19 protein-coding genes and 1 rRNA gene are annotated in these 21,877 nt (G+C 33.5%); 10 read left to right on the top strand and 10 right to left on the bottom strand.

Features of this window, described 5'->3' with window-relative positions; translation table 11 throughout:
- Positions 1-447: 447 nt before the first annotated feature.
- The 3 genes from acs to BM246_RS19330 form a co-directional block, all read right to left on the bottom strand.
- Positions 448-2,355, bottom strand: a complete 1,908-nt coding sequence (acs, locus tag BM246_RS19340) for an acetate--CoA ligase (RefSeq protein WP_074940589.1) — start codon at positions 2,353-2,355, stop codon at positions 448-450.
- 165 nt (positions 2,356-2,520) lie between these two features.
- Positions 2,521-2,877 (bottom strand): DUF779 domain-containing protein, encoded by a 357-nt coding sequence (locus BM246_RS19335; RefSeq protein WP_042501552.1) that lies wholly within the window; start codon positions 2,875-2,877, stop codon positions 2,521-2,523.
- A 78-nt stretch (positions 2,878-2,955) separates the two neighbouring features.
- Positions 2,956-4,455: an aldehyde dehydrogenase family protein gene (locus BM246_RS19330; RefSeq protein WP_042506927.1), complete on the bottom strand. Its 1,500-nt coding sequence runs from the start codon at positions 4,453-4,455 to the stop codon at positions 2,956-2,958.
- A gap of 231 nt (positions 4,456-4,686) precedes the next feature.
- On the opposite strand from BM246_RS19330, the gene BM246_RS19325 reads away from it, so the two are divergent.
- Both BM246_RS19325 and BM246_RS19320 read left to right on the top strand, forming a co-directional pair.
- Positions 4,687-5,604, top strand: a complete 918-nt coding sequence (locus BM246_RS19325; protein WP_074940586.1) for an AraC family transcriptional regulator — start codon at positions 4,687-4,689, stop codon at positions 5,602-5,604.
- A 150-nt stretch (positions 5,605-5,754) separates the two neighbouring features.
- Positions 5,755-6,339 carry a superoxide dismutase family protein gene (locus BM246_RS19320; RefSeq protein ID WP_042506931.1) on the top strand — a complete coding sequence of 195 codons (585 nt, stop codon included), beginning with the start codon at positions 5,755-5,757 and terminating at the stop codon, positions 6,337-6,339.
- Positions 6,340-6,442: 103 nt separating this feature from the next.
- Here the strand turns inward: BM246_RS19320 and BM246_RS19315 are convergent, their stop codons facing one another.
- From BM246_RS19315 to BM246_RS19305, 3 genes are all read right to left on the bottom strand, one after another.
- Positions 6,443-8,161 carry a sodium:solute symporter family protein gene (locus tag BM246_RS19315; RefSeq protein ID WP_174564439.1) on the bottom strand — a complete coding sequence of 573 codons (1,719 nt, stop codon included), beginning with the start codon at positions 8,159-8,161 and terminating at the stop codon, positions 6,443-6,445.
- A complete protein-coding gene (locus tag BM246_RS19310) occupies positions 8,151-8,408 on the bottom strand; it encodes a DUF4212 domain-containing protein (protein WP_042506933.1) in 258 nt (85 codons plus the stop codon). Before BM246_RS19310 ends, BM246_RS19315 begins: the two co-directional genes overlap by 11 nt.
- A 185-nt stretch (positions 8,409-8,593) precedes the next feature.
- On the bottom strand, positions 8,594-9,955 hold the full coding sequence (locus BM246_RS19305; RefSeq protein WP_074940581.1) for an alanine/glycine:cation symporter family protein: 1,362 nt from the start codon (positions 9,953-9,955) through the stop codon (positions 8,594-8,596).
- Between the two features lie 90 nt (positions 9,956-10,045).
- Here BM246_RS19305 and BM246_RS19300 point away from each other — a divergent pair, with 90 nt between their 5' ends.
- From BM246_RS19300 to BM246_RS19285, 4 genes are all read left to right on the top strand, one after another.
- Positions 10,046-11,134, top strand: coding sequence for a heparan-alpha-glucosaminide N-acetyltransferase domain-containing protein (locus BM246_RS19300; protein WP_074940579.1), 1,089 nt, complete (start codon positions 10,046-10,048; stop codon positions 11,132-11,134).
- 2 nt (positions 11,135-11,136) lie between these two features.
- A complete protein-coding gene (locus BM246_RS19295) occupies positions 11,137-11,511 on the top strand; it encodes an RNA methyltransferase (protein ID WP_042501530.1) in 375 nt (124 codons plus the stop codon).
- A gap of 143 nt (positions 11,512-11,654) precedes the next feature.
- Positions 11,655-12,440, top strand: coding sequence for a carbonic anhydrase (locus BM246_RS19290; RefSeq protein WP_074940576.1), 786 nt, complete (start codon positions 11,655-11,657; stop codon positions 12,438-12,440).
- A gap of 21 nt (positions 12,441-12,461) precedes the next feature.
- The gene (locus tag BM246_RS19285) at positions 12,462-13,109 is read left to right on the top strand and encodes an HAD family hydrolase (protein ID WP_074940573.1); all 648 of its coding nucleotides are present in this window, start codon (positions 12,462-12,464) and stop codon (positions 13,107-13,109) included.
- An 82-nt stretch (positions 13,110-13,191) separates the two neighbouring features.
- Here the strand turns inward: BM246_RS19285 and BM246_RS19280 are convergent, their stop codons facing one another.
- The 3 genes from BM246_RS19280 to BM246_RS19270 all read right to left on the bottom strand — a co-directional run bounded on the left by BM246_RS19280 (position 13,192) and on the right by BM246_RS19270 (position 15,924).
- Positions 13,192-14,136, bottom strand: a complete 945-nt coding sequence (locus BM246_RS19280; protein ID WP_042501526.1) for a phosphoribosylaminoimidazolesuccinocarboxamide synthase — start codon at positions 14,134-14,136, stop codon at positions 13,192-13,194.
- Between the two features lie 121 nt (positions 14,137-14,257).
- The gene (locus BM246_RS19275; protein ID WP_042501523.1) at positions 14,258-14,767 is read right to left on the bottom strand and encodes a hypothetical protein; all 510 of its coding nucleotides are present in this window, start codon (positions 14,765-14,767) and stop codon (positions 14,258-14,260) included.
- Positions 14,768-14,970: 203 nt separating this feature from the next.
- Positions 14,971-15,924 (bottom strand): PhoH family protein, encoded by a 954-nt coding sequence (locus tag BM246_RS19270; protein ID WP_042506941.1) that lies wholly within the window; start codon positions 15,922-15,924, stop codon positions 14,971-14,973.
- Positions 15,925-16,093: 169 nt separating this feature from the next.
- On the opposite strand from BM246_RS19270, the gene BM246_RS19265 reads away from it, so the two are divergent.
- The 4 genes from BM246_RS19265 to dnaN all read left to right on the top strand — a co-directional run bounded on the left by BM246_RS19265 (position 16,094) and on the right by dnaN (position 21,056).
- Positions 16,094-16,972, top strand: coding sequence for an SAM hydrolase/SAM-dependent halogenase family protein (locus BM246_RS19265; RefSeq protein ID WP_074940570.1), 879 nt, complete (start codon positions 16,094-16,096; stop codon positions 16,970-16,972).
- Between the two features lie 54 nt (positions 16,973-17,026).
- Positions 17,027-17,323, top strand: coding sequence for a putative quinol monooxygenase (locus BM246_RS19260; RefSeq protein WP_042501520.1), 297 nt, complete (start codon positions 17,027-17,029; stop codon positions 17,321-17,323).
- A 55-nt stretch (positions 17,324-17,378) separates the two neighbouring features.
- Positions 17,379-19,763 (top strand): gliding motility-associated ABC transporter substrate-binding protein GldG, encoded by a 2,385-nt coding sequence (gene gldG / locus BM246_RS19255; protein ID WP_074940567.1) that lies wholly within the window; start codon positions 17,379-17,381, stop codon positions 19,761-19,763.
- A gap of 174 nt (positions 19,764-19,937) precedes the next feature.
- Complete coding sequence (gene dnaN, locus BM246_RS19250; protein ID WP_042501518.1) at positions 19,938-21,056, top strand: DNA polymerase III subunit beta; 1,119 nt, start codon at positions 19,938-19,940, stop codon at positions 21,054-21,056.
- 503 nt (positions 21,057-21,559) lie between these two features.
- Here dnaN and rrf read toward each other — a convergent pair.
- Positions 21,560-21,667: ribosomal RNA gene (gene rrf, locus BM246_RS19245) — 5S ribosomal RNA — on the bottom strand.
- Positions 21,668-21,877 lie beyond the last annotated feature (210 nt).

The following is a 21,877-nucleotide window of genomic DNA, read 5'->3' as shown; positions in this document are numbered from 1 at the left end:
CAATTATTTTTATAAACGATATGATTTATACATTGTGGTATAAGTCGTCTCTTTCAGGCGCAACCACTTTATAATGATCTCAAAAAAAGGCAGTTAAAACATATCCGATATAAGATTTATTTAATAGAGAACTTGACATTCTAATTTAAATCTTATACCTTAGTAATCAAGTTTTATACGACACCGCTCGTTTGAAAATACATTTTCACGGCTTTTATCGCCGAAAACTTGGAAGCGTATTTTCTAAATAATACACTTTTTTAACTGCCTTTTTTTATTCCTTTTGCGTAAATAATATTTGTATTGAAAGTTATCTAACGATAGCCGCGCTATTGCTTACAACAATTGTATATAGTTAGTACTAACTATATATCTATTTTAGGGTTAATAACACCTTTAGAAAAAGGTGTTATTAACGATTTATTTTTAAATGATTGATAAATTAAACTACAGTACGTTATCCATTATTTCCTGCACAACCTCTGGGTTTAATAATGTACTTGTATCACCTAAATTACTAGTATCGTTACTTGCTATTTTACGCAAAATACGTCGCATAATTTTACCCGAACGCGTTTTTGGCAATCCTACGGTAAACTGAATTTTATCTAGTTTCGCGATTGGCCCGATAGACTCGGTAATCATTTGATTAATCTCTTTTCTTAGGTTATTATGGTCTCTAGTTTCACCAAAATCCTTCAGAATAACATAACCATAAAGTGCGTTTCCTTTAATATCGTGCGGGAAGCCAACAATAGCAGACTCTGCAACTGCTGGATGCTCGTTAACAGCATCTTCTATAGGAGCGGTACCTAAATTATGACCAGAAACGATAATAACATCGTCTACACGACCTGTAATTCTGTAATAACCTACCTCATCACGCAAGGCGCCATCGCCTGTAAAATATTTGTTTTCGTAAGCCGAAAAGTAGGTATCTTTATAACGTTGGTGGTTTCCCCAAATAGTTCTAGCCATACTTGGCCAAGGGAATTTTATACACAACCGTCCGTCGACTTGATTGCCTTTTAGCTCCTGGCCCTCTTCATCCATTAAAGCCGGTTGAATACCAATAAACGGCAACGTGGCATAAGTTGGTTTTGTTGGTGTTACAAATGGAATTGGACTAATCATAATTCCGCCAGTCTCTGTTTGCCACCAAGTATCAACAATAGGGCTTTTCTTTTTCCCGACATTATCGTTATACCAGTGCCAAGCTTCTTCGTTTATAGGCTCGCCTACCGAACCAAGCACTTTTAATGATGATAAATCGTATTTTTCTACTAATTCCACACCTTGTTTTGCCAACGCTCTAATTGCTGTTGGTGCGGTGTAAAACTGATTTACTTTATGTTTTTCTACAATTTCCCAGAAGCGTCCAAAATCTGGATAACTTGGTACACCTTCAAATAATACAGTTGTAGCCCCATTTGTTAACGGACCGTAGAGAATGTAACTATGTCCAGTAATCCAACCAATATCGGCAGTACACCAATACACATCGTTTTCTTTATATTGAAATATATTTTTAAAAGTATAAGCTGTATAAACCATATATCCGGCTGTGGTATGCACCATGCCTTTTGGTTTTCCGGTAGAACCTGATGTGTATAAAATAAATAACGGATCTTCAGCATTCATAACCTCAGCTTTGCAAACGGTAGATGCTGCATCTAAAAGTGGTTGCAACCATTGGTCACGCCCAGCTTCCATATGGATATCTGTATTAATTCGTTTAGCCACCAAAACATCTTTAACTCCAGGGCAACTCTCTAAAGCCTCGTCTACAATACCTTTTAAATCGATAGTTTTTGAGCCACGATAAGAACCATCGCTAGTAATTACTATTTTACAATCGGAATCGTTAATTCGAGTTGATAATGCTGTAGCAGAAAAACCTGCAAATACCACCGAGTGAATGGCACCAATTCTAGCACATGCTAAAGTGGCAATAGCCAATTCGGGAATCATTGGTAAGTAAATACAAACGCGATCGCCTTTTACAATACCTCTATTTTTTAAAACATTAGCAAACTGATTTACACGATCGTGCAATTGGTTGTACGTAATATGTTCAGCTGGATCCTTCGGGTCGTTAGGCTCAAATAAAATAGCCGTTTTATCGCCTCGCGTTGGCAAATGCCTATCGATACAGTTTTCTGTAATATTTAATTGTGCACCCTGAAACCACTTTACTTCTGGCTTCGAGAAATCCCAACTTAAAACTTTATCCCATTTTTTTTGCCACATAAAATGCTCTTCAGCAATTTCTTCCCAAAAGTTTTCGGGTTCTCTAACCGACTTTCTATAGACTTGATAATATTCTTCTAAATGTTTTATGTGATAATTACTCATGATATGTTTTTAGTTGGTTTTTAACAAAAAAAGTGGAAATACTTTACTGAATTCTACTTTTAAAAAAGCTATTCAGTTCTGACTTCTAAAATAGCAAAATAATATGTATTTGACTTTGTTTTTAGGTTTTGTTAACAAAATAAGTGTGTTTAAAACAATTAAATTTTAAACGGTTTTAAAAAACGCTTGTTCTGCTTCATCAAATAAACGCGAATGAATTAAAAAACGGAGTCCTAATGGTATTTCTAAAGAAAAGCTTGCGCCTCGTCCTTCAGTGACATCTACTGTTAAATGGGTGTGTTTCCAATACTCGAACTGATCTTGATTCATATAAAAATTAACTCCTGCTACGCTACCCAACAAAATATCGCTTTCATCGAGATACATATCGTCTTTTTCAAAAATCATTGGAGCCGATCCGTCGCAACAACCACCACTTTGATGAAAAATAAGTTCGCCATGCTTTGCCTTCAACGCTTCTACTACAACTGCTGCTTCTTTTGTGATTTCTACTCTTTTCATAATTTTAAATTGAATTTTACAAAAAAGGCTGAACACTGCATGGTTCAACCTTTTAAGTCTTAAACTATTAATTTCATTTTAAAAGAAACCTAACTTATTCTTGTCATAAGAAATGAGCATGTTTTTTGTTTGACGATAATAATTCATCATCATCACATGATTTTCACGACCGAAGCCGGATTTTTTATAACCTCCAAATGGAGCATGCGCTGGGTAAGCATGGTAACAATTAACCCAAACACGACCAGCTTTTATAGCTCTCGGTATTTGATATAGTTGGTGTGCATCTCGCGTCCAAACCCCAGCACCTAAACCATAAAGTGTATCATTAGCAATTTCCAATGCTTCGGCTTCATCTTTAAATTTTGTAACACAAGCAACAGGACCAAAAATTTCTTCTTGAAAGACTCGCATTTTATTATGGCCTTCTAAAATAGTTGGCTGAATGTAGAATCCGTTTGCAAATTCACCACTTAGCTTTTTAGCATCGCCGCCTGTTAGCACCTTTGCACCTTCTTCTTTACCAATTTTTAAATAAGCCTGTATTTTTTCATATTGATCATTAGATGCCTGTGCACCAAGCATGGTATTCACATCGTAAGGATTCTCTTGAATAATGGCATTTGTTCTAGCCACAACACGTTCCATAAAAGCATCATAAATATCTTCTTGCACTAATATTCTAGACGGGCACGTACAAACCTCACCACTATTAAAAGCAAATAAAACAGCGCCTTCAATAGCTTTGTCTAAAAAGGCATCATCATGATCCATTACCGAATTAAAGAATACATTTGGAGATTTTCCGCCTAATTCCATGGTTACCGGATTTAGATTTTTTGAAGCATATTGCATAATTAATTGCCCCGTTGTGGTTTCCCCTGTAAAGGCAACCTTATCTACTTTTGGACTAGATGCTAGCGGTTTTCCCGCTTCTGGGCCAAAACCATGTACAATATTAAAAACACCAGGAGGAAATACATCGGCAATTTTCTCCATTAATAATGTAGCCGATGATGGTGTTTGTTCTGCCGGTTTTAAAACCACACAGTTCCCTGTAGCCAAAGCTGGTGGCACTTTCCATGATAACATTAACAAAGGAAAATTCCACGGAATTATTTGCCCAACCACACCTAGTGGTTCTTTAATATTCATAGATAGTGTGTTTGCGTCTAGCTCGGTGGCACTACCTTCTTCGGCACGAATACAAGCTGCAAAATAACGCCAATGGTCTATTGCCAAAGGTATATCGGCATTTAAACTTTCGCGTATAGGCTTCCCGTTATCACAGGTTTCCACTAAGGCAAATTCTTCAAGATTAGCTTCAATAATATCGGCTACCTTATTTAGCAACGCAGCACGTTCTGCGGCTGGCGTATTTCCCCAAGATTCTTTTGCAGCATTAGCCGCATCGAGCGCCAAGTCTACATCTTCTTTTTGCGATCTCGGATATTTTGCTATTAAACTATTGTCAATAGGCGATGTATTCTCAAAATATTCACCTCCAATTGGTGGTACAAATTTTCCGTTGATAAAATTAGAATACGATTCCTTAAATTTTGGTTTAGAATAACTCATTTGTTCTCAGTTTTTGTTGTTGGTTAAACATCTATCAATTTAATTCTCAATAATTAACATGAATTTACTTTATTTTAACATATTCATATTTTTATTATTAATAAATTGCTTAATACTTAGTTTCGATAAAGTTATATTATCAAATCACGAACGAGTTGAACATAATTATCGAAACATTGAACGTATCTATTATATAGCCATTAACACGCATCTTTTTTTGTATTATTGATTATGAGCCAGCTACTAAACCACCACCGAAGCACTAGAAAACTTACAACTTTAGTTGAAAACCGAACCACGTACAATGCGGAGTATGCCGAATTAAACATATACGAAACACACGCTTACGCCGAAAAAGTAGCGCTTAAATTCGATTTTCCGATAATTGCGAGTATGCTTACCGGAAAGAAAGTGATGCATATTGATGGTTTAGAGTCTTTTGATTTTTTCCCCGGAGAATCTGTAGTCATGCCAACCAACAAAGAAATGGTTATTGATTTCCCCTTAGCAAGCCTAGATAGTCCAACGCAATGTTTAGCTCTAGGCATTGATGGTAGTAAAATAGACGAAGTTGTTCAAAAATTTAATCACCATGTTGCTATAGAAAATGAAAACAATACCTGGAAACTAGACGAAAATGCATCGCACCTTATTAATAACACCGATGTAAATCACCTTGTGGAACGCTTAGTTTACACCTTTACTAATAACAACACCTCTAAAGATGTGTTGCTCGATTTAATGATACAAGAACTTGTGGTACGCTTACTGCAAACTAAAGCCAAGGCTTTTATACTTAACGATACCGAATCTATTTTTAATGATACCCGAATTGGTATGGTTATTAAGTTTATAAAAAACAACCTGACTAATAAGGATATTAGTGTCGATTTACTAGCTAAAAAAGCATGTATGAGTACATCTCATTTTCATAAGAAATTTAAAAACACCCTAGGCATCTCTCCTATCGATTATATAAATTCTGAAAAAATAAAGTTCTCTAAAAAACTAATTAAGGAATCTAAAGATTTCCGAATGGCCGAAGTGGCTTTTAAATCTGGCTTTAATAACACGAGTTATTTTAACCGCCAATTTAAAAAAGTAGAACTTATAACTCCTCAGCAATTCAAGGCGTCATTAAGTAAATAAGTTTACCATATCTTCTTTTAAAATCGTAAAATTTCAAAGTAAAAAAAGTCTAGCCTCCAAAAAACACAAAAAACGTTATAATTAAAGAAACAAGCTACAACTTGTAATAGACTAATTATCTTCTTAACTTTACTAAAAAGCAGAAAAATTATGAAAGATTTAAAATTAGTAGTACTCGCATTTACGCTTGTATTTGCCATTTCTTGTAAAAATTCTAAAAAAGAAAATGAAACCACTGTAGAAACTGAAGCTGTTAAAAACGTTGAAAACACCATAGTAGAGAATAAAGATTTATCCATTTTATTATCGCCAAAGAGCGGAAGTGATATTAAAGGAACACTTAATTTTACTGAAGAAAACGGACAAGTAACCATGAACGGTACCATTTCTGGACTGGAAGCTGGTAAACACGCCATCCATATTCATGAAAAAGCAGACTGTTCTTCGGATGATGGGAAATCCTCTGGTGGACATTGGAATCCTACTGCACAACCACATGGTGCTTGGGGTGATTCCACAGGTTATCATAAAGGTGATATAGGAAACTTAACAGCAAATGCGAACGGAATTGCAACCATTACAAAAACCACAGACGAATGGTGTATGGGCTGTGGTGATAAAACTAAAGATATCTTGGGTAAAGCTATTATTGTACATTTAGGTGTAGATGATATGAAATCTCAACCCTCGGGCGACGCCGGTGCTCGTATTGGCTGTGCTGGTATTATTCAATAACTCGCAGATTATTTAAAAAAAAACTGGTTGCATTTATCTTTAAAAGATATATACAACCAGTTTTTTTTACGCTTACTCTTGTAGTAAGGCAAACAATTATATTTTAATGTGTCGCATCTCCCGCCCCACTTGGTATTCTAATATTTTCAACTATTTCCTGAACATATTCTGGTGGCTCTGGGGTAAACTTCATAATAACTACAGAAACTACAAAATTGATTACCATGGCTACCGTACCAAATCCTTCTGGTGAAATATCAAACCACCAATCGGCTTTTGTACCACCACCAAACCAACCAAATTTAAACTTGGTCATGTAAAACAACATCGAAAAAATACCGACAACCATACCTGCAATGGCGCCTTCTTTATTCATTTTTTTATAGAAAATACCCAAAATAATAGCAGGAAAAAATGAAGCTGCCGCTAAACCGAAAGCTAACGCAACCGTTGCCGCCACAAAACCTGGCGGATTAATACCGAAATAACCAGCTACACAAACAGCGACTACTGCTGCAAGGCGTGCTGCAATTAATTCTCCTTTTTCGCTAATATCTGGCTTAATCATTTTTTTAATTAAATCGTGAGATACTGATGCTGATATTACTAATAATAAACCTGCTGCTGTAGATAAGGCTGCTGCCAATGCACCTGCTGCAACTAAAGCAATTACCCAGTCTGGTAATTTTGCTATTTCCGGATTTGCCAAAACCATAATATCGTTATCGACAATAAGTTCGTTTTTACTTTCATCTGCGACGTATTGAATAATACCGTCGTTATTTTTATCATTAAAAACAATTAAACCTGTGGTTTCCCATTTTGTAAACCATTCTGGCATATTTGCATATGGTTGGTTCGATACGGTTTCTATCATGTTTGTACGCGCAAAAACCGATACTGCTGGTGCTGCTGTGTATAAAATTACAATTAGCAATAATGCTAAACCAGCCGATTTCCTTGCATCTTTTACTCTTTTCACTGTAAAGAATCTAACAATCACGTGAGGTAACCCTGCTGTACCAACCATTAAAGCCAGTGTTATAGCAAACACATCAATCATAGATTTCGATCCTTCTGTGTATTCAGCAAAACCTAAATCGGTGCTTAAACCATCAAGTTTATCTAATAGGTAAGTTCCCGAACCATCGGCTAACTGGCTACCAAAACCTAATTGCGGAATAGGATTCCCCGTCATTTGAATTGATATAAATATTGCCGGAACCATAAAAGCAAAAATAAGTACACAATATTGAGCGACTTGCGTATATGTAATACCTTTCATTCCTCCTAAAACGGCATAGAATAAAACGATTATCATTCCAATAATAACACCTGTATTGATATCTACCTCTAAAAAACGCGAAAAAACTAAGCCCACGCCTCTCATTTGACCTGCAACATAAGTAAAAGATACAATTAGTGCACAAAAGACACCAACAGAACGTGCGGTGTTAGAATAGTAACGATCACCAATAAAATCTGGAACCGTAAATTTACCGAACTTACGCAAGTAAGGTGCTAACAATAGAGCTAACAACACGTATCCGCCTGTCCATCCCATTAAATATACGGCCCCATCATAACCTGCAAAAGAAATAATACCTGCCATGGAAATAAACGACGCAGCACTCATCCAATCGGCTGCTGTTGCCATACCATTTGCTAAAGGTGAAACACCACCTCCGGCAACGTAAAACTCTTTAGTAGAACCAGCTCTAGCCCAAATGGATATACCAATATAAATAGTAAATGTAATACCTACTAAAATGTATGTCCAATTTTGAACGCCTAAACCCGCGAGAAAACCGCTATACATCATACCCGTATTTTTTATCTAACTTATTCATTAAACGAACGTAAACGAATATTAGCACAACAAATACATACATAGAACCCTGTTGAGCAAACCAAAAACCGAGTTTAAAACCGCCAAGTCTAACGGTGTTTAACGCATCTTTAAAAATAATTCCTGCGCCGAAAGAAACTATAAACCATATAAATAATAGCAGAAGCACATATTTAATGTTTTCTTTCCAATAGGCTTTCGCCCGGTCTTTGTCTGTCATGGTGTAATTTAGTTAGTTGGTAAAGTGAGCAGGTAACATTCACGTTTAGAAGTTAAATGCTACCAGTTGGTAACGCTAAATCTACACATAAAATTAATATAAAACACGTGACTCTTTCAAAAACAATTAATTAGCTTTTTTTTAGTTACACATTTCGCTGTTTTTAAAAAAAATGAATACTATTTCTAAGCTTCTAATCTCTTAAAATAGGCCTTTGCCTCCTTTAAAACTTTAGGAGCAAGAATAATGGTACTTAACATCGTTGGTATTGCCATAAGTGCAAATACTCCATCAATTAAATTAAGCATTACGCTAAAAGGTGTGGTTACCGCTAATACAATACTTAAAATGTAGATATAGTTGTAATAGTGTTTTTTATCAGCACCTATTAAAAAAGATAAACATTTTGAACCGTAATAAGAATAGGAGAATAAAGAAGAAATACTAAACACAGCCACACAAACCATTAATAAATACTTACCATAAATTGGCATAGATTCGCTAAATGCAGAAGCTGTTAAACTCACTCCATTATCTTCCGTAGTTTGCCAAACACCTGTAACTAAAATAGCTAATGCTGTAAGTGTACAGACCACCAATGTATCGATTGCTGGCCCTAGCATAGCCACTAACCCTTCTCGAATTGGCTCTGCCGTTTTTGTAGCACCATGTGCCATGGGAGCCGTACCAATTCCGGCTTCGTTAGAAAATGCGCCTCGACGAATACCTAACAAAATTAAGGCTCCAACAACACCTCCCAAAAAGGGTTCACCTTTAAAATTATTCGCCGCAAAGGCATCACTAAAAATCATCATAAAATATTTTGGAACAACTTGGTAATTCGAAATTAGAACAAAAAGCACTAAAGCAAAGTATAAAAGCACCATAGCTGGAACTAATTTTGATGCTGCATTACTAATTCGTTTTAAACCTCCAAGGATAATAACGGAAGTTAAACTCACTAAAATTAATGACAAAATAAGGTTTGATTTTAACCCAACCTCAATACCATTTGGTTTTAAAAGAATATCGTTTACAGCCTGCGTTAATTGGTTTACGTTTACCACAGGCAAAGCCCCAATTAAACCAAACACACTAAACATGATAGCTAACGGTTTCCAAGATTTACCTAAACCTTCGGTGATAAAATACATCGGGCCTCCTTGTAAATCGCCATTACTATCTTTACCTCGAAACATAACGGCTAATGATGATGTAAAGAATTTTGTAGACATACCAACAATGGCGCTTACCCACATCCAAAACATAGCACCTGGTCCGCCTAGTGAAATAGCTGCGGCTACACCAGCAATATTTCCCATGCCAATGGTAGAGGATAATGCTGTGGTTAAGGCTTTAAAATGTGATATTTCTCCAGGATCATCAGGATTATCATACTTCCCTCTTAATACCTGAATAGCATGACCAATATACCTAAATGGTAAAAACCTTGAGAGTATTAATAAATAAAAACCGCCACCTATTAATAACAAAACCAAAGGTAAACCCCAGGCGTAATCTGAAAATATTTTTATAATTTGTTCCATGCTTTCAAGTTGATTTTATAAATATATCAATTTACAAACACGACCTTTACATTTTTTAAAAGTATATTTATATTTCAAAACTCATTTTTATTGCAAACCAACCGAATATATTTTATTGATGCCGTTCGAGCATTTGCCATTTTAATGATGCTCCAAGGGCATTTTATTGATAATTTACTCGCTCGAGCATACAGAAGCGACACAAATACTATTTATAATATTTGGGTTTATTTCCGTGGCTTTACTGCACCTACATTCTTTACAATTTCCGGGCTTGTTTTTTCGTATTTACTATTACGTGCTCATGCTAAAGGAAACGATAAACCTAGAATTAAAAAAGGATTATTTCGCGGTTTGTTATTACTTTTTATTGGCTATAGTTTACGCTTAGATATTTTTAACTGGCTCTCCGGAAATTTCAACAATCGCTTTTTTATAGTTGATGTGTTGCAATGTATCGGGCTTGCCTTAATCACTTTAGCGGGACTACATTTAATTTTCAAAAAATACAATTACCTATTCTCGTTCGTACTTTTTACGCTAGGTTGTTTATGTTTTATCTCAGAACCATTATATCGATCAATAGATTTACCTAATACACCACTCGTTTTAGCCAATTACATTACAACAAAAAACGGTTCAGTTTTCACTATTTTACCATGGATAGGCTACTCCTTTTTTGGAGCTTTTTTGTCTACTGTGTTTTTTAGACATCTACATCGTAAACATTTTGAATTAATAGCGATTATAACTTTTTTCGCTACTGGGTTCTTCCTTATATTTCAATCATCACCAATGCTAATTAGACTATATCTCTTAACAGATATTGAGTTACTAAAACAAAGTGCCTATTATAATTATCTTTTTACTAGACTTGGCGATACCTTAATTTTATTTGGTGTTTTTTACTGTTTAGAGCGTTTTTTAAGACAATCTATAATTACTAGAATAGGCGAAAAAACACTATCCATCTATGTTATTCATTTTATAATTCTTTACGGAAGTTTTACAGGCTTGGGTTTAAATAGGTTTTTCAGAAAATCTTTAGACCCTACGCAAGCTGTACTAGGTGCAATTGTTTTTATAATGGTGGTTTGTTTTATTGCCTTCTATTATGCTAAAACAAACGCCTTCATTTATAATTTAATTAGAAAACTTTCAGGAAAATTTAAAAACTAATTATGGCTTACGATGCTTATTTAGCCGATAGAATACGGCGCGTTCTAAATGATAAACAAATCTATTTTTCTGAATTAAAAATGATGGGTGGTCTCTGTTTTAAAGTTGATAACAAAATGCTTTGCGCAATTTTTATCAATAAAAACTATGGAGATAGTTTGATTATGGCACGAATTGGTGAAAGTGTTTATTTAGATGAGCTTAAAAAACCAGAATGCTTATCTATGGATTTTACAGGACGCGCTATGAAAGGTTATATTTATGTAACTCCTGAAGGTTTTGATACCGAAGACGATTTAGAATATTGGATACAATTATGCCTTAACTATAATCCTTTGGCAAAAGCTAGTAAGCCAAAAAAGAAAAAACCGCTTTAGTATATTCAGAAATCTAACATTGCACTATAAACCAAATTATTCATCTAAGATATACTTACAAGCTTTAATCATAAAAACACATGATAAATGTAAGGTTTTATATAAAAATACATATCTAATTTTGCAAGGTAAAACTTAGCAAAATGATAAAAAAAACCTCTTTACCTCTGTTTGCCTTATTAGCATGTTTTATATCCTGCAAAGATTATAATAAAACAGACCTCTCGAATGAAATAGCAAAAGTCTCTCATTGGAGCTATGCTGGCGAAACTTCGCCAGAACATTGGATTGAGATTGAAAAAAATTCCGATTGTAATGGCAAACACCAATCGCCTATAAATATTATTAATAAAGATGCAGACTCATCGGCTACAAAAGGCGATTTAAAAATACTTTATACGCCGTCTACACATATCAGTAAAGTAATAAACAACGGACATTCCGTTCAGTTCGATTTTGAGAATGGTGATTCGATAAATTACAAGAATGAAAATTTCTATTTAAAGCAAATTCATTTTCATGAACCATCGGAACATAAAATAAATGGAATAATCTATCCCATAGAAATGCATTTGGTACATGTTAGCAAATCAAACCGAATTGCCGTTTTAGGTATTATGGGAGAAGAAGGAAATGACAGTCAATTATTCGAATTTTTCGAAAGTTTTTTACCTATTAGTAATGGAGAAACAAAAGCTATTCATCAAAAAATAGATTTATCTAGTCTGTTTTTAGAAGATAAAAACTACTATTCATATGGTGGCTCTCTAACCACACCACCGTGCACAGAAGGTGTAAATTGGCTCGTTTTTAAACAACCAATTACGCTATCGGTAAAAGAAGTTTTAAAGTTAAGAAACAATATGCCAATTAACAATTACAGAAATGAGCAGCCGTTGAATGATCGAGAAGTTAAACTGAACTATTAACCTTTTCATTTTTTAAGTTAAATGACATATAAAGCTATTATTTTTGATTTGGATGGCACATTAGTTAATTCTATAGAAGATATAGCCGATGCTATGAATACTGTTCTTAAAAGCTACAATTACCCCACACACAGCTACGAAAACTATAAGAATTTAGTTGGTAGCGGTATAAAGAATTTGGTCGTTAATGCTTTACCCGAATATCATCGAAGTGAATTAGAGATAAACACGTGTTTTGAAGCTATGATGAAGGTATATAGCCTACACTGTACTAATAAAACCAAGCCCTATAAGAATATCATTGAACTTTTAAATCGTTTAAAATCGAAACAATTAAAATTAGGAATTTTATCTAACAAAGCAGACGCACTTACCAAAAAAGTAGTGTCCACATTATTTATAGACTATTTTGAAATTGTTTTAGGATTAAAAATTGAAGCTGATAAAAAGCCGAATCCTAATGTAGCATTGGAGATATGTATGTTATTAGATGCATTACCTAAAGAAACTATTTTTGTTGGAGATACTAATATTGATATGCAAACTGCAAACAACGCAAACATGCTAGCAGTTGGTGTAGCTTGGGGATTTAGAGACAAAAAAGAATTAATCGATAATGGAGCGAAACATATATTAAATACTCCAATGGATTTAGTTGCGTTGTTATAATTTACTCTAAAACTTAAAGTGAAATTATTGATAAAAAAAAGGCCTTAGAATATAAGACCTTTTTTATTAAATATATTTTACACTACTTCAAATAAGCCAAAACATTAGCTTCTATACGTTTTTCAATATTAGATACATCAGCTTTTACAAAGGTTTCTCCTGTAATATTTTCATAAAGCTCAATATAACGATCAGATACCGATTGGATATATTCATCACTCATAATAGGAACCGTTTGTCCTTCTAAACCTTGAAAATCGTTAGCTATTAACCATTGACGTACAAACTCTTTAGAAAGTTGCTTTTGAGCCTCTCCTTTTTCTTGACGTTCTTGGTAACCATCGGCATAAAAATAACGTGAAGAATCTGGTGTATGAATTTCATCTATTAAGACGATTTTTCCATCTTTAGTTTTTCCGAATTCATATTTTGTATCTACTAAAATTAATCCGCGAGAAGCAGCTATTTCTGTTCCTCTTTGAAATAATTTACGCGTATAATCTTCTAAAACTACATAATCCTCTTCAGAAACAATACCGCGCTTTAAAATATCATCACGAGAAATATCTTCATCATGATCACCCATTTCAGCTTTTGTTGCTGGCGTAATTATTGGGTTTGGAAACTTATCATTTTCCTTCATCCCTTCTGGCATGGCAACGCCACAAAGTATGCGTTTACCTACTTTATACTCACGTGCTGCATGACCAGACATATAACCACGAATTACCATTTCTACTTTAAAAGGCTCGCATAAATGCCCTACTGCTACATTTGGATCCGGTGTTGCGGTTAACCAATTAGGGACAATATCCTTAGTGGCATCCATCATTTTTGTAGCAATTTGGTTTAATATTTGTCCCTTGTAAGGAATGCCTTTTGGCATAACAACATCAAAGGCAGATAAACGATCGGTAGCTACCATCACTAACTCGTTATCATTAATATTATATACGGCTCTTACTTTTCCTTTATAAAGACTTTTTTGTCCAGGAAAATTGAAATTAGTATCAGTAATTGTGTTCATTAGAAGTAGAATGTTGTTTGTTTTGCAAATGTAATTTGTTTACTATCGCCAAACAAATCTAAATAAAAAAAGGAGAAATATACATTTCTCCTTTTAAGTATTATTAAATAACTATGTTGAATTATTTAAATCTAATATTATAGGTAACGCCTACGCCTACATTTTGTACATCCACATCATATTCTGCAAACGTATTTTGATAATAAGCATAGAAATTCCAATCTTTATTGTGATAACCAATTTGCGGATTAACATATAGTCCTCCATCATTATTTTCCACATTCGTTAAAAAACCGTACCCAACATCTGTTCCTAAAAACAAACCATTTGGTGTAAAATAATAACGGAAGAAACCTGCTGCAGGAATTACTCCAAAATCATCAATATTATCTTTTCCAAAAAAGTGATTATAACCTGATGCTACTCCAATTGCAATATTAGGATTAATTAAATATTGCCCTCTTAAATCTAAACCTAAAGAATAAGAAGATACATCGCTTGCATCACCTACTGGTATTCCTGTTATTATTCCGGCCTTTAACCAAGAATTATCCGATGTTATTTCTACATCTTCCTGTGCAAAAACTGAGTTAAAACCTAATAAGACTGCTACTAAAAGTATTTTTTTCATAATATATTTCGTTTATAATTATATGCAAATTTCTAAAACTTATACTTAAAAAAGTTACAGGATTTTAGGTAATGTTTATAGAATTATAGGATGTATTTCTGTTAGAAACACTAAGTCAATATGTTATAATTAAAAAGGCTGAAATAACAAAAGCCAGTTAAAAACTGGCTTTTTCTTTATGTATTAAATAACAGGTATAGATATTAATCTATATTCTCAATACTTTTATAAGCTTCAATTACTTTTTTAACGAGCTTGTGGCGTACAACATCCTTATCATCTAGAAAAATCATACCAACACCTTCTACGTTTTTCAAAATTAAAAGTGCTTCTTTCAGTCCAGAAATAGTTCGTCTAGGTAAATCTATTTGTCCTGGATCTCCAGTTAATAGAAACTTAGCGTGTTTCCCCATACGAGTTAAAAACATTTTCATTTGGGCGTGTGTTGTATTCTGCCCTTCATCTAAAATAACAAAAGCATTATCTAAAGTTCTACCACGCATAAAAGCTAATGGCGCAATTTGTATAGTACCATTCTCAATATACTGTGCTAGTTTTTCAGCAGGAATCATATCACGAAGTGCATCGTAAAGTGGTTGCATATACGGATCTAACTTTTCCTTTAAATCGCCTGGCAGAAAACCTAAATTCTCGCCAGCTTCTACAGCAGGCCTTGTTAAAATTATACGTTTTACCTCTCTATTCTTTAGAGCTTGTACCGCCAATGCTACACCAGTATATGTTTTTCCTGTTCCGGCTGGGCCGATGGCAAAAACCATATCGTTTTTATGCATAAGCTCTACCAATTTGCGTTGGTTGGCAGTTTGGGCTTTAATAAGTTTACCGCCTACACCGTGCACGATAACTTCGCCTCCTTTAGCAGATGCAATATAATCGTCGCTACTTTGGCTTGTTAAAACACGTTCAATAACGTTTTCGTCTAACTTATTATACTTTGTAAAATGCTTGATGAGCATGGTCATCCGACGATTAAATTCGTCTAACATTTCCTCTTCTCCGAAAGCTTTAATTTGATTGCCCCGGGCTACAATTTTTAATTTAGGAAAGTACTTTTTTAAAAGTTCAATATTTACATTTTGTGCGCCAAAAAACTCTTTAGGCGTAATTTCTTCTAATTCAATGATGATTTCATTCAAAGGCGTTGTTTTAATTTTAACTAAATTAGATATTAAAACCTCTCAATTTTCATTTAAAATATAAAAACGAAAACAAAAATTTATGTAGGTTTGTATCTCGTAAGTGTTCATCTCAAAAATACATAATTTTAGAGGACAAAACGCTAAAAACATATCAACAATTTCGTTCATGGCTATAATAACATTAACATCAGATTTTGGCTTAAAAGACCACTTTACTGGCGCTACTAAAGGTGCTATTTATAGTGAGTTGCCCGATGTTAATATTGTTGATATCTCGCATAATGTATCACCATTTAGTATTCCAGAAGCGGCATATATTATCCAAAATGCTTATAGTAGTTTTCCTGAAGGCACGATACACATTATTGGCATTGACTCAGAAATTAACCCCGAAAACAAACATATTGCGGTAAAACTAGATGGGCATTATTTTATTTGTGCCAACAATGGGATTATGAGTATGATTTGCTCGGAAATTGTTCCTGAAAAAATTGTTGAAATTAATATTCACGATAAAATACAAACAAGTTTCCCTGTTTTAGATGTTTTTGTAAAAGTAGCCTGCCATATTGCTCGTGGCGGAACTTTAGATGTGGTTGGAAAAACCATAAATAGCATTAAGCCGATTAAAAATATTGAGCCTTTTGTTAATGATGATAAAACTCAAATTGTTGGTAGTGTAATTTATATTGATAATTATGGAAACGTGGTTACCAATATTAAACGCAGCTTTTTTGAGAGTGTACAAAAAGGACGCGATTTTGAAATTTCGGCAAGAAATTATAAGTTTAAAAAAATTCATCTAAAATATAGCGATATTGTAAACTTCGATATTCCTGTTGAAAAGCGGCAAGACGAAGGGCGGAAGTTAGTAGTTTTTAACTCTGGTGGTTTTTTAGAAATTTCGGTATTTAAAAGTAACCCATCTACCGTGGGTAGTGCATCTACTTTATTAGGTTTAGGCATTATGGATGCTGTAAGTGTTAATTTTAGTGCTTCTTCTGTTATTGCCAAAAGTCAAATTGCACTAGATGGTCGTATTTAAAAAATAAAGCATCTCAATACAATCCTTTTGGAGGAATAACCAAAACAGTAAAATATGTTAGTTAGAATTGTTAAAATGGTTTTTTACAGACAGAATGTCGACGTTTTTTTAGAAAGTTTTGAAAATAATAAAACTAGAATCAGATCTTCTAACGGTTGTACTTTTTTAGAATTGTATCGTGATAAAAACAATCCGAATATACTTTTTACCTACAGCTACTGGGATAGTGACGCCCAATTGCAAGAATACAGACAATCTAAAGAGTTTAAAGCACTTTGGAAAACCTTAAAGCCGCTTTTTAGTTCTAGACCAGAGGCTTGGAGTCTAGATAGATTGGAAACTTTAGATTAATAGTAAAATAATAATAAAGCAATAATTTATAATTGCGATTACATTTGTAAAACATATGCTCGCCATACTCAAAAAAGAAATAAACTTATTTTTCGCATCGCCTATTGGTTATTTAGTAATTGGCATTTTTTTATTACTAAACGGACTATTTTTATGGGTCTTTAAAGGTGACTTCAATATCCTAGATTACGGGTTTTCCGACTTATCACCTTTCTTTTTGTTAGCTCCATGGATTTTAATATTTCTAATTCCGGCGGTAACCATGCGAAGTTTTTCCGATGAAAAAAAACAAGGTACTTTAGAACTTCTATTGACAAAACCAACATCACTCACTCGTATTGTTTTAGGTAAATATTTTGGAGCTTTTATTTTAATTTTAATAGCTCTTGCACCAACATTACTATACGTTTACACTATAAACCAGTTAGGGAATCCTGTCGGAAATTTAGATATTGGTAGCACACATGGCTCGTATTTGGGTTTACTTTTTTTAGCTGCCGCATATACAGCTATTGGCATTTTCACTTCTACAATTACCGATAATCAAATTGTAGCTTTTATAACTTCAGTATTTTTATGTTTCTTGTTTTATATTGGTTTTGAAGGTATTGCCGATTTTGCTTCTAGCAATTTTATTGATCAGCTGGGTATGAGCTCGCATTATAAAAGTATTAGTCGTGGCGTTCTAGATACTCGCGATATTTTATATTTTATAAGTATAACGGCCTTTTTTATTTTTATATCCATAAAAGGTATTAAAAATGAAAAACTTCAGAAAAAATCGTGGATACAAATTGCTAGTCTTTTTGTTGTTTTCTTTATCCTGAATAGTGCTGTTAACGGAATACATAAACGTTTCGATTTAACTAAAGATTCACGCTATACCTTAAGTGAGGCTAGTTTAGATATTATTAAAAATGTAGACACTCCCATAATAATTGATGTGTTTCTGGAAAGCGAAAATTTTCCTTCGGAATTTAGACGTTTACAAACTGAAACTAGACAATTGCTCGAAGAATTTGAAGCCGAAAATTCAAATATTATATTCAATTTTTTCAATCCGTTGGAAGATGAAGCAAATCGTGATATTATTATAGAACAGCTTACCCAAAGAGGTTTAACCCCCATGCAAATGAGTGTTCAAGAAAATGGAGCTTCAACACAAGCTATTATTTTTCCTTGGGCATTGGCTAGTTATAACAACCAAACGGTGACAATTCCGTTAATTAAAAACAAAATTGGCACCAACCAACAAGAGTTAGTAAGTAACTCGGTACAGCATTTAGAATACGCTTTCGCGGATGGGTTTAGTAAACTTACCAATCCTAAAAGTAAGAAAATTGCAATTCTAAAAGGTAACGAGCAATTGGAAGATAAGTACATTGCCGATTTTGTAAAAAAATTAGGTGAATATTATTTAATAGCTCCTTTTACTTTGGATAGTGTTGCAAAAAAACCACAAACAACACTAAACGAATTAAATGAGTTCGATTTAATAATTTCAGCTAAACCAACCGAAGCTTTTACAGAAAGTGAAAAACTTGTATTAGATCAATACACCATGCATGGAGGAAAAAGTCTTTGGCTTATCGATGCTGTTTCTATTGAAAAAGATAGTTTATACAATACTTTAGGAGAAAATTTTGCTATTAAAAGAAATTTAAATTTAACCGATTTTTTCTTTAAATATGGTATTCGTATAAACCCGGTAATGGTATCATCTATATACTCTGCCCCAATTACAGTAGCCATAGGTGAAGGTAGCCAATCACAATTTCAAAATTTACGTTGGCCTTATTCTCCATTTGGTAGTTCCAATAGCAACCACCCAATTGTAAATAATTTAGATTTAGTAAAATTCGATTTTGCAAACCAAATTGATACACTAAAAAATGATATAGAAAAAACCATTCTTTTAGAAACAGCCCCAATAACACGATTAGAAGGTACACCAAGAAAAATAAGTTTAGACGTAGTAACTCAAGAACAAAATCCTAAGGAATTTAACTCAGGAAAACAATCTTTAGCCATTCTACTCGAAGGTGAATTCCAATCCGTTTATAGTAATAGAATTAAGCCTTTTAAAGTATTAAATAGCAAAGAAAAAAGCACAGCAACCAAAATAGTTATTATTGCTGATGGCGACGTTATAAAGAATGATGTTATTAAAAACGTACCTCAAGAATTAGGCTTCGATCGATGGACAGGAAAAAATTACAGTAACAAAGAATTTTTATTGAATACAGTAAATTATTTACTCGACGATAACGGACTTATAAACATTAGATCTAAAGAAATTGCAGTAGCCTTCTTAAACAGACAAAGAATATCTGCAGAAAAAACACAATGGCAACTTATTAACATTGCACTACCATTGGTTTTGTTGGCTATATTCGGCTTTAGCTTTAATTACTTTAGAAAGAAAAAACATAGTGCTTAAATGTTAATAAGTTTGTTTCCAAATATAAGTCTTAAAGAATATATTTGTAAGTAGCATAATTACAATTTTAACTAAGTTAATAGATGAAACATTTATAACTAAACATACTTTTTTCTTGTTTTAGACTTATAAAATAAATGTAACACCTGACCTCTAAAAAATATAATTCAACACATGAAATTTATAGTATCAAGTACTTATTTGTTAAAACAATTACAGGTTTTAGGTGGTGTAATCAATAGTTCGAACACCTTACCTATTTTAGATAATTTTTTATTTGAATTAGACCATAACAAACTTACAGTTTCGGCTAGTGATTTAGAAACCACTATGGCTTCGACATTAGACGTTGAAAGTGACAGCGAAGGCAGTGTTGCCATTCCTGCACGTTTATTATTAGATACTTTAAAAACGTTTCCAGAGCAACCTCTAACTTTTGTGGTAGAAGATAATAACACCGTTGAAATTAGCTCAAACCATGGTAAATATGCTTTAGCTTATGCGGATGGAAATGAATTCCCAAAAGCTGTAGCTTTAGAAGATCCAAGTAAAACAGTTATTGTCGGAGATATTTTAGCAACAGCAATTAGCAAAACAATATTCGCTGCGGGAAATGATGATTTACGTCCAGTAATGAGTGGTGTATTCTTTCAGTTCTCTACAGAAGGCTTAACCTTTGTAGCTACAGATGCTCACAAATTAGTAAAATATACACGTGCTGATGTGCAAGCTAACCAAGTAGCCGAATTCATTATGCCTAAAAAACCTTTAAACTTATTAAAAGGAATTTTAGCCGGTAGTGAAAACGAAGTTACTATAGACTATAACGAAAGTAATGCGAAATTTACTTTTGAAAATTCAGAGTTAATTTGTCGCTTAATAGATGGTAAATATCCAAATTACGAAGCAGTAATTCCTAAAGAGAATCCTAATAAATTAGCTATAGACAGAACACAGTTTTTAAACTCTGTACGTCGTGTTAGTATTTTCTCTAACAAAACAACGCACCAAATTCGTTTAAAGATTGCAGGTGCAGAATTAAATATTTCAGCTGAAGATGTAGATTACAGCAACAAAGCCGAAGAACGTTTAACTTGCGATTATCAAGGTGATGATATGCAAATTGGTTTTAACTCTCGTTTCTTAACCGAAATGCTTAACAATTTAGGCTCAGACGAAGTTCAACTAGAAATGAGTATGCCAAACAGAGCTGGTATTTTAACTCCTGTTGATGGTTTAGATGAAGGTGAGCATATTACTATGCTTGTTATGCCAGTTATGCTAAACGCATAGTTTACACATTAAAATAATAAATTTTCAACATAAAAAAAGAGGTTATTTGATTTAGTTCAAATAACCTCTTTTTTCGTTTAGTAGATATTTAAATGGTATTAATGTATAGATATATACTGATAATTAAACCTAACTATATAATAAGCCCAGCTTTCAACGCACACAATACAAAATAAGCCATATTTAGGCTTAACTATAACAACTTAATGCAAAATAACATTCTATATTAAATAAATTTAAATAATTTCAGGAGATCTCAAATATTATTTTACCCTATCTACTACTTAAATTTAAATAAAAGAGGAGGCACAATCGAATGTAAACCAAATTCTTTTGATTAAACTAAGCTTCAAAATATCTATTGCAACTCATCAAATAACAAATTAAATCCTAACGCTTACGCGGAAGTATAACGAAGATTGTTCTCTTAAGCGCTACTCTATTCGTTATTTCAATAAATAATAAACAAAAAAAATCCTCAACAAATAAATGTTGAGGATTAAAAAAGGCAACGACCTACTCTCCCACAAATGCAGTACCATCGGCGCTAATGGGCTTAACTTCTCTGTTCGGAATGGTAAGAGGTGAGCCCCATCGCTATAACCACCTTAAGTTATAGCTGCTCGCTATTAGATCTAAATCCTTTAGCATACAGCGTTTATCACGTAGGATAAACAAATATCTTAACATATTGAAATAAGAGACATGACTTGTAAATAATATAATATATTGTTCTCGTTTTAAAAAAACAGGCGTACAATAAGCCTATGGGTTATTAGTACTACTTGGCTATGACATTACTGCCTTTACACCTATAGCCT

This window comes from Algibacter lectus, from assembly GCF_900112395.1.
Taxonomy (GTDB): Bacteria; Bacteroidota; Bacteroidia; order Flavobacteriales; family Flavobacteriaceae; genus Algibacter; species Algibacter lectus.
Note: the sequence above shows the minus strand (reverse complement) of the source record. Positions and strands in the feature narration are given on the sequence as shown.

Coding starts and splice junctions, on each gene's coding strand:
- acs (WP_074940589.1), bottom strand. CDS start 2,355: ATGAGTAATTATCACATAAAACATTTAGAAGAATATTATCAAGTCTAT.
- BM246_RS19335 (WP_042501552.1), bottom strand. CDS start 2,877: ATGAAAAGAGTAGAAATCACAAAAGAAGCAGCAGTTGTAGTAGAAGCG.
- BM246_RS19330 (WP_042506927.1), bottom strand. CDS start 4,455: ATGAGTTATTCTAAACCAAAATTTAAGGAATCGTATTCTAATTTTATC.
- BM246_RS19325 (WP_074940586.1), top strand. CDS start 4,687: ATGAGCCAGCTACTAAACCACCACCGAAGCACTAGAAAACTTACAACT.
- BM246_RS19320 (WP_042506931.1), top strand. CDS start 5,755: ATGAAAGATTTAAAATTAGTAGTACTCGCATTTACGCTTGTATTTGCC.
- BM246_RS19315 (WP_174564439.1), bottom strand. CDS start 8,161: ATGATGTATAGCGGTTTTCTCGCGGGTTTAGGCGTTCAAAATTGGACA.
- BM246_RS19310 (WP_042506933.1), bottom strand. CDS start 8,408: ATGACAGACAAAGACCGGGCGAAAGCCTATTGGAAAGAAAACATTAAA.
- BM246_RS19305 (WP_074940581.1), bottom strand. CDS start 9,955: ATGGAACAAATTATAAAAATATTTTCAGATTACGCCTGGGGTTTACCT.
- BM246_RS19295 (WP_042501530.1), top strand. CDS start 11,137: ATGGCTTACGATGCTTATTTAGCCGATAGAATACGGCGCGTTCTAAAT.
- BM246_RS19290 (WP_074940576.1), top strand. CDS start 11,655: ATGATAAAAAAAACCTCTTTACCTCTGTTTGCCTTATTAGCATGTTTT.
- BM246_RS19285 (WP_074940573.1), top strand. CDS start 12,462: ATGACATATAAAGCTATTATTTTTGATTTGGATGGCACATTAGTTAAT.
- BM246_RS19280 (WP_042501526.1), bottom strand. CDS start 14,136: ATGAACACAATTACTGATACTAATTTCAATTTTCCTGGACAAAAAAGT.
- BM246_RS19275 (WP_042501523.1), bottom strand. CDS start 14,767: ATGAAAAAAATACTTTTAGTAGCAGTCTTATTAGGTTTTAACTCAGTT.
- BM246_RS19265 (WP_074940570.1), top strand. CDS start 16,094: ATGGCTATAATAACATTAACATCAGATTTTGGCTTAAAAGACCACTTT.
- BM246_RS19260 (WP_042501520.1), top strand. CDS start 17,027: ATGTTAGTTAGAATTGTTAAAATGGTTTTTTACAGACAGAATGTCGAC.
- gldG (WP_074940567.1), top strand. CDS start 17,379: ATGCTCGCCATACTCAAAAAAGAAATAAACTTATTTTTCGCATCGCCT.
- dnaN (WP_042501518.1), top strand. CDS start 19,938: ATGAAATTTATAGTATCAAGTACTTATTTGTTAAAACAATTACAGGTT.